The organism is uncultured Georgenia sp. (genome assembly GCF_937958535.1).
Taxonomy (GTDB): Bacteria; Actinomycetota; Actinomycetes; order Actinomycetales; family Actinomycetaceae; genus Oceanitalea.
The window spans coordinates 1-11,719 of record NZ_CALGNQ010000180.1 but is presented as its reverse complement, the minus strand read 5'-3'; the positions used below and the strand labels follow the sequence as shown (position 1 = coordinate 11,719).

10 protein-coding genes are annotated in these 11,719 nt (G+C 72.4%); 4 read left to right on the top strand and 6 right to left on the bottom strand.

What is annotated here, in order from left to right; genetic code table 11:
• Nucleotides 1–45: 45 nt before the first annotated feature.
• On the top strand, nucleotides 46–1,335 hold the full coding sequence (locus Q0195_RS09465) for a GNAT family N-acetyltransferase (protein ID WP_299277538.1): 1,290 nt from the start codon (nucleotides 46–48) through the stop codon (nucleotides 1,333–1,335).
• A gap of 18 nt (nucleotides 1,336–1,353) precedes the next feature.
• Here the strand turns inward: Q0195_RS09465 and Q0195_RS09460 are convergent, their stop codons facing one another.
• A complete protein-coding gene (locus Q0195_RS09460; protein ID WP_299277536.1) occupies nucleotides 1,354–1,800 on the bottom strand; it encodes a ribose-5-phosphate isomerase in 447 nt (148 codons plus the stop codon).
• An 83-nt stretch (nucleotides 1,801–1,883) separates the two neighbouring features.
• Between Q0195_RS09460 and Q0195_RS09455 the strand changes: the two genes are divergently transcribed.
• Nucleotides 1,884–3,884, top strand: a complete 2,001-nt coding sequence (locus Q0195_RS09455; RefSeq protein ID WP_299277533.1) for a M13-type metalloendopeptidase — start codon at nucleotides 1,884–1,886, stop codon at nucleotides 3,882–3,884.
• A 185-nt stretch (nucleotides 3,885–4,069) separates the two neighbouring features.
• Here Q0195_RS09455 and Q0195_RS09450 read toward each other — a convergent pair whose 3' ends face one another.
• The 3 genes from Q0195_RS09450 to Q0195_RS09440 all read right to left on the bottom strand — a co-directional run bounded on the left by Q0195_RS09450 (nucleotide 4,070) and on the right by Q0195_RS09440 (nucleotide 6,920).
• Nucleotides 4,070–4,651 carry a hypothetical protein gene (locus Q0195_RS09450; protein WP_299277530.1) on the bottom strand — a complete coding sequence of 194 codons (582 nt, stop codon included), beginning with the start codon at nucleotides 4,649–4,651 and terminating at the stop codon, nucleotides 4,070–4,072.
• A gap of 68 nt (nucleotides 4,652–4,719) precedes the next feature.
• Entirely contained in the window at nucleotides 4,720–5,421 is a 702-nt protein-coding gene (locus tag Q0195_RS09445) for a YggS family pyridoxal phosphate-dependent enzyme (protein WP_299277528.1), read from the bottom strand.
• Nucleotides 5,418–6,920, bottom strand: coding sequence for a helix-turn-helix transcriptional regulator (locus Q0195_RS09440; protein ID WP_299277525.1), 1,503 nt, complete (start codon nucleotides 6,918–6,920; stop codon nucleotides 5,418–5,420). The genes Q0195_RS09445 and Q0195_RS09440 overlap by 4 nt, the downstream gene beginning before the upstream one ends.
• A 131-nt stretch (nucleotides 6,921–7,051) precedes the next feature.
• Between Q0195_RS09440 and aceA the strand changes: the two genes are divergently transcribed.
• Together aceA and aceB are read left to right on the top strand one after the other, a co-directional pair.
• Nucleotides 7,052–8,374 carry an isocitrate lyase gene (gene aceA, locus Q0195_RS09435; protein WP_299277524.1) on the top strand — a complete coding sequence of 441 codons (1,323 nt, stop codon included), beginning with the start codon at nucleotides 7,052–7,054 and terminating at the stop codon, nucleotides 8,372–8,374.
• 78 nt (nucleotides 8,375–8,452) lie between these two features.
• Nucleotides 8,453–10,189 carry a malate synthase A gene (gene aceB / locus Q0195_RS09430; protein WP_299277521.1) on the top strand — a complete coding sequence of 579 codons (1,737 nt, stop codon included), beginning with the start codon at nucleotides 8,453–8,455 and terminating at the stop codon, nucleotides 10,187–10,189.
• Nucleotides 10,190–10,440: 251 nt separating this feature from the next.
• Here the strand turns inward: aceB and Q0195_RS09425 are convergent, their stop codons facing one another.
• Both Q0195_RS09425 and Q0195_RS09420 read right to left on the bottom strand, forming a co-directional pair.
• A complete protein-coding gene (locus Q0195_RS09425; RefSeq protein WP_299277518.1) occupies nucleotides 10,441–11,490 on the bottom strand; it encodes a biotin/lipoate A/B protein ligase family protein in 1,050 nt (349 codons plus the stop codon).
• 35 nt (nucleotides 11,491–11,525) lie between these two features.
• The coding region (locus Q0195_RS09420) for an alpha-isopropylmalate synthase regulatory domain-containing protein (protein ID WP_299277515.1) at nucleotides 11,526–11,719 on the bottom strand (194 nt) is incomplete at its 5' end.

Below are 11,719 nucleotides of genomic sequence, written 5' to 3'. Positions count from 1 at the left end.
AAAATCCGCTCGCCGTCCCCGGACGGTCGCTGGGAGGATCGTCCGGTGACACAGACCCAGACCCACCCGCTGGAGATCCCGCTGCCCGCCGGTTACCGGATGGGCGAGCTCCACCACGTCGACGACCGCGACACCATGACCGACCTCGACCGGTGGGCCTTCGCCTTCGACCTCGCGCCCGAGGACGAACGGGTGGTCGTCTGGACCCTGGAGCCCGGCCGGATCGTCGGTGTGTGGCACGAGCGGGCGGAGGGCGCCGCGCTCGCGGCGATGCACGCCTCCTACGCCTTCCAGGTGCAGGTGCCGGGCGGACGGCGGGTGCCGGGGGCGGGCCTCACCTGGGTCGGGGTCCACCCGGGCCACCGCCGCCGCGGCCTGGGCCGGGCCATGCTGCACGCCCACCTGCGCCGCTGCCGCGAGCGCGGCGAGGTCGTCTCGGTGCTCAACGCCGCCGAGAGCGGCATCTACGGTCGCTACGGGTACGGCATCGCGAGCCACCGCACCTCGGCCACCATCGGTCGGGGCGCCGAGCTGCGTGCGGTGCCCGGCAGCGACACGCACGTCGTCGACTTCGAGACCCTCGACCCGGCGCGGCACAGCGACGTCGTCGAACGGGTCCACGGCGCCGTCGTCCGACCCGGGTGGATCACCCGCGACACCCCCGAGCTGCGGGCGGGGCACCTGGTCGACTGGCCCTCGGTCCGGCGGGATGCCGAGCGCAGGCGCATCGCCCTCGTCCGCGACGCCGGCGGCGAACCCCGCGGTTACGCCCTGTTCCGCCGGAAGGAGAAGTGGGGGGAGGAGGGCCGGCCCGAGGGCACCGTCCGCGTGCACGACGCCCTGGCACTGGACGCCGCGGCCGCCCGGGCACTGTGGGGCGCGCTGCTCGACCTCGACCTCATGGGCAGCGTCGAGGTGCACAACCTGGCACCCGACGACGCGCTGTTCGGGCTGCTCACCGAGCTGCGTGGCACCAAGCAGCGGCTGCACGACGACGTCTGGCTGCGGATCCTCGACCTGCCGGCGGCGCTGCGCGCCCGGGGGTACGCGGGCCCGGTGGACCTCGTGCTGGACGTCGTCGACCCGCTCGTCCCCGACAACGCCGGGCGCTGGCACGTGCGCGGCGGCCCGGACGGGGCGGAGGTCTCACGCACCGAAGCCCCCGCGCACCTGTCGATCGGCATCGCCGACCTCGGTGCCGCCTACCTGGGCGCGACGTCGCTCACCGCCCTCGCGGCCGCCGGACGGGTCACCGAGCGGGTGGCCGGGACGCTCCTGCCGGCCGCGGCCGCCTTCGCCTGGCCCGTGGCCCCCAGCACCGGCTGGGGCTTCTAGCCGGCCGGGTCGGAGACCTCAGCGCTGCTCGTACGCCGCGAGCTGGTCGATGCGGCGCTGGTGGCGCTCCGCACCGGAGAACGGCTCGGCGATGAAGGCCTCGACGAAGGCGATCGCGTCGTCCACCGAGTGCTTGCGTGCGCCCAGGGAGATGACGTTGGCGTCGTTGTGCTGTCGAGCCAGCTTGGCGGTGTCGAGGTCCCACACGAGCGCCGCGCGCACTCCGCGCACCTTGTTCGCCGCGATCTGCTCGCCGTTGCCGGACCCGCCGAGGACGATCCCCAGGCTCCCCGGCTCGGCGACGACGGCCTCCCCCGCGGCGAAGCAGAAGGCCGGGTAGTCGTCCTCGGCGTCGTACTCGTGAGCCCCGTGGTCCACGACGTCGTGCCCCCCGGCGGTGAGGTGCTCGACAAGGGCGGACTTGAGCTCGAAGCCGGCGTGGTCGGCGGCGATGTGGATACGCATGGTCCTATCTTGCCGTGCCGCCGGGGCAGGTCGGTCATCGCACCGCCTGCGACGCCGTCCCCGGGCTCCCGTATCGTCGGGGCATGACGACGAACGAGACGACCACCCGGATGTCGTTCGAACAGGCGATGGACCGCTCCGTCCGCCCGCAGGACGACCTCTACCGCTTCATCAACGGCACCTACCTGCGCGAGCACGAGATCCCCGCCGACCGGGCCCGGGACGGTGCCTTCATGGTGCTGCGCGACCTGTCCGAGCAGCGGGTGCGCGACATCATCACCGATGCCGCCGCCGACCCGGACGCCACCGGTGAGGCCAAGAAGATCGGTGACCTGTACGCCTCGTTCATGGCCGAGGACCGTATCGAGGCGCTGGGGACCGCACCGCTCCAGGCCGACCTCGAGCTCTTCACCGCCGCCCGCGAGAAGGACGCCTTCGCCCGCGCGATGGGCGCGCTCGCCCAGACCGGTGTGAGCGGGGCGGTCCCGCTCTTCGTCGACACCGACTTCAACGACCCGGACCGCTACACCGTCTTCTTCTGGCAGGGCGGGCTGGGCCTGCCGGACGAGTCGTACTACCGCGAGGACATCCACGCGGAGGTCCGCTCGGCGTACGTCGCCCATGTCGCGACCATGCTCGAGCTCTCCGGTCTCGTCACCGCCGACGAGGCGATGGGCGCCGCGCAGCGGGTGATGAACGTCGAGACCCGCCTCGCCGCCGGGCACTGGGACAAGGTCAAGGCCCGCGAGGCCGACCTCCTCAACAACCCGCGCACGTGGGCCGAGATCGTCGAGTCGGCGCCCGGCTTCCCGTGGGAGACCTGGCGCGAGGCGCTGGACCTGCCGGAAGGGGCGGTGGACACCGCGATCGTCGGCATGCCCTCCTACCTCACCCACTTCGCCCGGACGTGGGAGGAGCTGGACGCCGACTCCCTGCGGATGTGGCTGCTGTGGCACGTCGTCTCCGCGCGGGCCCCGTACCTGCCGGCGGCGTTCGTGGAGGAGAACTTCGACTTCTACGGCCGCACCCTCACCGGGCAGCCCGAGCTGCGCGAGCGGTGGAAGCGGGGCGTCGCGCTCGTCGAGGGCGCGATGGGCGAGGCGGTCGGCAAGATCTACGTCGAGCGGCACTTCCCGCCCGAGCACAAGGCGCGGATGCAGGAGCTGGTCGACAACCTCATCGAGGCCTACCGCCGGTCCATCACCGAGCTGGACTGGATGGGTGAGGAGACCAAGCAGCGTGCGCTGGAGAAGCTCGCCGCGTTCACCCCGAAGATCGGCTACCCCGACCGGTGGCGCGACTACTCCACCCTGGAGATCGACCCGACCGACCTGCTCGGCAACGTCCGCCGCGCCGAGCTGTTCGAGACCCGACGCAACCTCGCCAAGCTGGGCCGGCCGATGGACCGCGACGAGTGGTTCATGCCCCCGCAGATGGTCAACGCCTACTACAACCCGACGATGAACGAGATCGTCTTCCCGGCGGCCATCCTCCAGCCCCCGTTCTTCGACATCGACGCCGACGACGCGTGGAACTACGGCGGCATCGGCGCGGTCATCGGGCACGAGATCGGCCACGGCTTCGACGACCAGGGCAGCAAGTACGACGGCACCGGGCGCCTGCACGACTGGTGGACCGACGAGGACCGCGCCGAGTTCGAGGCCCGCACCAAGGCGCTCATCGCCCAGTACGACGCCTTCTCCCCCGCCCAGCTCAACGGGTCGCACCACGTCAACGGGGCGCTGACGATCGGGGAGAACATCGGTGACCTCGGCGGCCTGACGATCGCGATCAAGGCCTACGACATCGCGCTGCGCAAGCAGGGCCGCGACGGGCTGCACGACGCTCCGGTCATCGACGGGCTCACCGGCCTGCAGCGCGTCTTCTACTCCTGGGGCCGCATCTGGCAGCAGAAGGCCCGCGACGAGGAGGTCATCCGCCTCCTGACGATCGACCCGCACTCGCCCAACGAGTTCCGCTGCAACGGTGTGGTCCGCAACCTCGACGCCTTCCACGAGGCGTTCGACGTGCGGCCGGGCGACGGCCTGTACCTGGCGCCCGAGGAGCGCGTGAAGATCTGGTGACGGGCGGCGTCCGGGGCGGCACCGAGCCCGCCCCGGACGCCGGTCGCGCCGGCGACGGTGCGGACCGGGACGGTCCCCTCACCGGCGGGCGGTGCCGCCGTGCCCCGCTCCGGCAAGCGCCGCGAGCCGTGCTCGACGGCGTCACCCGACCGAGGCGTCGCCTGACACCCCCGCCCACCTCGGGGTCAGAACAGGCGGTAGCTCGCCCGCGCCACGGTGAAGCCGTACCCGGACTCGTCGTGCCGGCAGGTGACGCCGGACTCGGCGCTCTCGCAGGTGTAGCCGTGCGCGGACGTCGTCTCCCCGTAGTCGAGGGTGGGCACGCCCCCGGCGACGACGAACGGGTCGCAGGGCATGGAGGCACCCGCCGGCTCCACCCGCAGGTGTCCCCCGGCGGCGTCGTCGTCGCACGACGCGGCGTCCTTCGGGTCGTAGTCGAAGCGGCGGATGAGGCAGTCGGTGCTGTCCGCCGTGAGGGCGCACAGGATGTTGCCCGAGGGTGAGGCGAAGTACTGGGGCTCGGCGTCGGTCGGTTCCTCCGTGCTCTCCTCCGGCCCCGCGGCGGACGTCTCCGACGTCGGCACGGACTCGTCGGGTGCGTCGGTGGTGGCCGCTGGGGACGTGGTCTGCTGCGCCCCGCGCTCCCCCTCCCCGCCGGTCAGCCTGCCGACCAGGAGGACGACGAAGAGGAGCACGAGGGCGCTCACCACGACGATGAGCAGGATCTGCGGCGGCGTCAGGCGCTGCTGGCCGGCCGGTTGCGACATGGACCTTCCCGTCTCTCGACAACGGCGACACGGTACCCACCGCAGGCCCAGGACGGAAAAGGGGGTCGTCAGGCGGGCCGGGAACCGAAGACCGCGGTGCCCACCCGGACCATCGTCGCACCGGCCGCGACGGCGATCTCCAGGTCCCCGCTCATGCCCATCGACAGCTCGCGGGCCTCGGCGGTGCCCGGGGCCCCGCTGGCCACGACGTCGTCGCGCAGCTGTGCCAGGTGCTCGTAGGACGCGCGGACGACGTCGACGTCGTCGGAGTTCGCCCCGATCGTCATGAGACCGCGCAGCCGCAGATGGGGCAGCGTGCCCACGCCGATGGCGAGCTCGACCGCGCCCTCGGGGACGACGCCTGCCTTGGTCGGCTCTCCGGAGGTGTTGACCTGGACGAAGACGTCGAGCACCCGCCCGGCGTTGCCGGCCAGCCGGTCGAGCCGCTCGGCGAGCGCGAATCGGTCCACGCTCTGCACGCAGGTGACGAGCGGGACGACCTTGGTCGCCTTGTTGGACTGGAGCCGGCCGATGAAGTGCATCTCGTGCTCGTACTCCACCAGGCCGGGTGCGGTCGCGACGAGCTCCTGAGCGCGGTTGTGTCCCAGCAGGGTGGCGCCGGCGCGGATCGCGTCCTGCACCAGGTCCACGGGCTGGGCCTTGACCGCGAGGAGGAGCCGGACCTCACCGGGGTCCCGTCCGACGACCCGGGCGGCCGCCGCCACCCGCTCCCTGACCGCCGAAAGCCGCGTCGCCAGCTCGCTGTTCACGCCCCGACGATAGCGCGCGCGTCACCCTCCCCCGGAGCCGTGTCCTGCCGGGCGCTGTGCCGTTCGAGGAACTCGTAGACCTCGGTGTCGTCCACGCCGGGGAAGGTGCCCGGCGGGATGGCGGCGAGCAGGTGGGAGTGCGCCCGCGCGCTGGGCCAGGAGACCCCCGCCCAGCGCTCGGCGAGCTCGGCGGGCGGGCGCCTGCAGCACGCCGGGTCGGGGCACTGCGAGCGGGCCCGCACGGTGGTCTCGCGGCCCTGGAACCACCGGGCGTGCTCGAACGGGACGCCGACGTCGATGGCGAAGTCGCCGTTGCTCGTCTGCTCGACGTGGGTGGTGCACCAGTAGGTGCCGCGCCCCATGTCGGTGTACTGGTGGTGGGTGGCGTACCGGTCGGCCTTGTGGAAGACCGCCCGCGAGGCCCAGTACCGGCACACCACCTGGCCCTCGATGGCGCCGGTGACGTCGGTGGGGAAGGTGACGTCGTCGTTCTCGTAGGCCTTGTAGATGACCCCGTCCTCCCCCACCCGCAGGAAGTGGACGGGGATGTCGAGGTGCTCGGTGGCGAGGTTGGTGAACCGGTGGGCGGCGGTCTCGTAGGAGACGGCGAAGGCGTCACGCAGGTCGTCGATGGCGAGCATGCGCTCCGCCTTGGCCTCCTGGAGGAACTCCACGGCCGCCCGCTCCGGGACGAGCAGCGCGGCGGCGAAGTAGTTCACCTCCACCCGCTGGCGCAGGAAGTCGGCGTAGCTCGTGGGCTCGACGTGCCCGAGGGCCACGTGGCCCAGCGACTGCAGGACGATGGTGCGCGGGTCGCGGCCGGCCTGCGAGGTGACCGGGAGGTAGATCCGCCGGTTGCGCCGGTCGATGATCGACCGGGTGGAGCGGGGCAGGTCGGGGACGCGTTCGACGGTGAAACCGAAGTGGCGGGTGACGGCGCCGACACCGCGGTCCGTCAGGGGTCCCGAGCGGTGCCCGACGGCCTCGGCGACCCGTCCGGCGACGTCCTCGATCTCGGTGAAGTAGTTGTTCCGGGCCCGCATCGACGCCCGCAGCTCGGCGTTCGCGCGGCGCGCCTCCTCCGGGGTCGCCGCCCGCACCGCGGTGGCGCGGGCCAGCTCGCGGTGCATCCCGACCAGCGCCTCGAGCACCTCGGTGGGCAGCGTGGCGTTGGGCTTGACGACCGGCAGCGCGAGCGCCGCGTAGTGCGGGGTCGACTGCGCCCGGGCCAGCTCGAGCTCCAGCGCGGCACGCCGCGAGGGCGGCTCGGGTCGGAGCAGCTCCTCCACCGGGACGTCGAGGGCACGGGCGATGGCGGCGAGCAGCGCCAGCCGCGGCTCGCGCCGGCCGTTCTCGATCTGCGAGAGCAGCGACGGGGCCCGGTCCACCCGCTCGGCCAGCTGCGCCAGGGTCAGGCCGCGGGTGCGGCGGGCGTGGCGGATGCGCGGCCCGAGCACTGCGAGGTCGATGCCGTCGTCGTCAGGTGTGCCGTCCGTCACTTCTTCTCCCCAGGTGAATATTCACGGAACTTCACACAGACTAGCCCTGGATGTGCTTCGCGTCACTCCCTCAAGGTGTAGGTACGCAGTTGTTCACCCGGCGCCACGGCCGGAACCACGAGGAGAGACCGATGACCACGACGCTGAGCACCCACCCCGAGACCGACACCTCCGTCTCCGCCCGGATCCGCACCGAGGCCGCCGAGCTGGCCCGGGACTGGGCGAGCAACCCCCGGTGGGCCGGCATCCGCCGGGACTACAGCGCCGAGGACGTCGTGCGGCTGCGCGGCAGCGTCCGCGAGGAGCACACCCTCGCCCGTCGCGGCGCGGAGCGGCTGTGGGAGCTGCTCCACACCCGGGAGTACGTCCACGCGCTGGGCGCGTTCACCGGCCTGCAGGCCACCCAGATGGTCCGCGCCGGGCTGGAGGCGATCTACCTGTCCGGCTGGCAGGTGGCCGCCGACGCGAACTCCGCCGGCCAGACCTACCCCGACCAGTCGCTCTACCCGGTGAACTCGGTCCCCTCGGTCGTGCGTCGCATCAACAACGCCCTGCTGCGGGCCGACGAGATCTCCTTCTCCGAGGGCACCGACCCCGGCTTCGACTGGCTCGCCCCGATCGTCGCCGACGCCGAGGCCGGCTTCGGCGGCCCCCTCAACGTCTTCGAGCTCACCAAGGCTCTCGTCACCGCCGGTGCCGCCGGCGTGCACTTCGAGGACCAGCTCGCCTCGGAGAAGAAGTGCGGCCACCTCGGCGGCAAGGTGCTCGTCCCGACCTCCCAGCACATCCGCACGCTGAGCGCGGCGCGGCTCGCCGCCGATGTCCTCGGCGTCCCGACCATCATCATCGCCCGCACCGACTCCGAGGCAGCGACCCTCATCACCAGCGACGTCGACCCGCGCGACGCGGCCTTCACCACCGGGGAGCGCACCGCGGAGGGCTTCTACCGCACCACGCCCGGGATCGACGCCGTCGTGGCCCGCGCGCTGGCCTACGCGCCCTACGCCGACCTCATCTGGGTCGAGACCGCCACGCCGGACCTCGGCCTGGCGCGCCGGGTCGCCGAGGCGGTGCACGCGCAGTTCCCGGGCAAGATGCTCGCCTACAACTGCTCGCCGTCCTTCAACTGGAAGGCGCACCTGACCGACGAGGAGATCGCCGTCTTCCAGCGCGAGCTCGGTGCCCTGGGGTACAAGTTCCAGTTCATCACCCTGGCCGGGTTCCACCAGCTGAACTACGGCATGTTCGAGCTTGCCCACGGGTACGCCCGCGAGGGCATGACCGCCTACGTCGACCTCCAGGAGAAGGAGTTCGCCGCGGAGGCCCGCGGCTACACCGCCACCCGCCACCAGCGGGAGGTCGGCACCGGCTACTTCGACCTCGTGTCCACCACGCTCAACCCCGAGAGCGACACCCTCGCCCTGCGCGGCTCCACCGAGGAAGCGCAGTTCTGAGCGCAGCGGGCGGCGCCGCCTCGCCGCGGCGCCGCCCCCGCTCGGGCGCGCCCCACCCCTGACCTGCAAGGACCTGCCATGCCCACCCAGACCGTCTCCCCGTACCGCTACCACCGTCCCCTCACCCCGCCGTCGGCGCCGACACCGCCGTCCGCAGGGGGCGAGGTCCCCACCCCCGTCGTGCGCCGCCGGCGGCGCCGCGAGCGGCTGCCCTTCGGCCTCGACGGGACAGTGCGCACCACCGTGCACGCCCCGACGACGCCGGACACCGAGGCGATCCTCACCCCGCAGGCGCTGGCGCTGCTCACCGAGCTGCACCGCAGGTTCGCCGGTCGGCGCGCCGAGCTCCTCGAGCTGCGGCAGCGGCGGCGCCGGGAGCTCGCCGAGGGCGGCACGCTGGACTTCCTGCCCGAGACGCGGCACATCCGCGAGGACCCCACCTGGCAGGTGGCACCGCCGGCGCCCGGCCTGGAGGACCGTCGCGTCGAGATCACCGGCCCCACCGAGCGCAAGATGACGATCAACGCGCTCAACTCCGGTGCCCAGGTGTGGTTGGCGGACCTCGAGGACGCGAACACCCCGCACTTCGACAACGTCATCGCCGGCCAGGTGAACCTGCGCGACGCGATCCGGCGCACCATCACCTTCACCTCGCCCGAGGGCAAGGAGTACCGCCTGCGGGACGGCGACCTGCCCACCATCGTCGTGCGGCCGCGCGGCTGGCACCTCACCGAGAAGCACCTGCGCTTCGACGGCCAGCCGATGTCGGCCAGCCTCGTCGACTTCGGTCTCTACATGGCGCACAACGCGCACGCGCTGCTCAGCCGGGGGGTGGGCCCCTACTTCTACCTGCCGAAGCTCGAGAACCACCTCGAGGCGCGGCTGTGGAACGACATCTTCACCTTCACCGAGGAGCAGCTGGGCATCGAGCGCGGCACCATCCGCGCCACCGTGCTCATCGAGACCATCACCGCAGCGTTCGAGATGGAGGAGATCCTCTACGAGCTGCGCGAGCACAGCGCGGGCCTCAACGCAGGCCGCTGGGACTACATCTTCTCCCTCATCAAGAACTTCCGGGAGCGCCCCGACATGGTGCTGCCGGACCGGGCAGAGGTGACGATGACGGTCCCGTTCATGCGCGCCTACACCGAGCTGCTCGTGCGTACCTGCCACCGGCGCGGCGCCCACGCCATCGGCGGCATGTCGGCCTTCATCCCGACCAGGGACCCGCAGCGGGACGAGGAGGCGTTCGCCCAGGTGCGCGCCGACAAGCAGCGTGAGGCGGACGACGGGTTCGACGGATCGTGGGTGGCCCACCCGGGCATGGTCCAGACGGTGCGTGCGGTCTTCGACGCCACCCTCGGCTTCACCCCGAACCAGATCAACCGCAAGCGCGAGGACGTCACGGTGACGGCCGCCGACCTCCTCGACATCGGCCCGGGCCGGGTGACCCGAGAGGGCCTGCGGACGAACGTCGCGGTCGCGCTGCGCTACCTCGAGGCGTGGCTCGGCGGCCGGGGGGCGGTGGGCATCTTCGGTCTCATGGAGGACGCTGCCACCGCGGAGATCTCCCGCTCCCAGGTGTGGCAGTGGATCCGCCACGGCACCCGGCTCGATGACGGCACCACGGTGACCCGCGAGCTGGTCCGCTCGGTGCTCCGGCGCGAGCACGAGGCGCTCGTCCTCGAGGCCGGCCCCGACGGCGAGCGCATCGAGCGGATCGGCCAGGCCGTCGGGCTCTTCACCGAGACGGCGCTGGGCGAGGACTACCCCGCGTTCCTCACCATCCCGGCCTACGCACGCCGGGTCGACTGACACCTCGCCGTTCCGGTCCTGCGGGCAGGACGGAGCGGGCCCTCCCCCGGGCGGGGAGGGCCCGCTGTGTCGGGATGAAGGACGGGGCGCCTGCCCTCCCTGCTCCCCGCCTGCCGGCCGCGGGACGGGCACACCCCGTCGCGGCGGTGCGCCCGCGCGCACAGGGACGGGAGGTGCGGACCGAGGGTACGCGGTGCGGGCGGGACCGTCCGCGAACGCGCCGGGCGAGGCCGTGACGGACGACCGGCCCCTCAGGGGACGCGGTGGGTCCAGGCCTCGGTGAGGAACTTCGTGCGCATGAGCTCCTCGGCCCGGGCCAGCTCCTCCGGCGTGTAGTCCGAGCGCACGGTGTCGTAGCGCCCCTCGAAGTGGGCGATGAAGGCGTCGATGATGTCCTCGCGGGCCATACCGGTCTGCCGGCGCATCGGGTCGACGCGCTTGTTGGCGCTCTTGGTGCCCTTGTCCGACATCTTCTCCCGCCCGATGCGCAGCACCTCGAGCATCTTCTCGGCGTCGATGTCGTAGCTCATCGTCACGTGGTGGAGCACCACCCCGCTGGCGAAGCGCTTCTGCGCCGCACCGCCGATCTTGCCCTCCTCCGAGGCGATGTCGTTGAGCGGGACGTAGCGCGCCTCGATCCCGACGTCCGCGAGCGCACCGAGCACCCAGTCGTCGAGGAACGCGTAGGAGCGCTCGAAGCTCAGCCCCTCGACGAGCGACGTCGGCACGACGAGGGAGTAGGTGATGCAGTTGCCCGGCTCCATGAACATCGCCCCGCCGCCGGAGATCCGGCGCACCACCATCATGTCGTGCCGGGCCAGGCCCTCCGGGTCGACCTCGTTGCGCACCGACTGGAAGGAGCCGATGACGACGAGCGGGGCGTCCCAGTCCCAGATCCGCAGGAGCGGGGGACGGCGACCGGCCGCCACCTCCCCCGGCAGCACCTCGTCCAGGGCGACGTGCATCGCCGGGTGCATGGTGCGGGGCGGGATGACGTCGAAGGTGTGGTCCGCCCAGCTGGTGGCGTGCCCGAGCGCGCGGCGCACGGCGATCCCCACGGCCTCGGCGTTGAACCCGACGAGCGCCACCTGCGGGTCCAGCGCCCGGGTGACGGCGTCGGCCAGCTCCTCGGCCCCGGCCGAGGCGGGCATGCCCTCGAGGGCGGCGTTGATGTCGGCGAGGGCGGTGTCCGGCTCGAGGAAGAAGTCCCCCGAGACGCTGACGTTCCGCAGGCGGTCCTCGACGACGTCGAGATCCACCGCGACGAGCTTGCCTCCCGGGACCTTGTACTCTCCGCGCACCGCTCCAGCCTAACCAGCCCGTCCGCGACGTGCGTCTAACGCGGCTCGACGTCGTGGAGGAGCAGGCCGTAGACCACCGAGTCGACCAGCGCCTCCCAGCTCGCCTCGATGATGTCCGGGCCCACGCCGACCGTGCTCCACGAGTGCACGCCGTCCGAGGTCTCGATGAGCACACGGGTGGTGGCGTCGGTGCCGGACTGGGTGTCGAGGATGCGCACCTTGAAGTCGA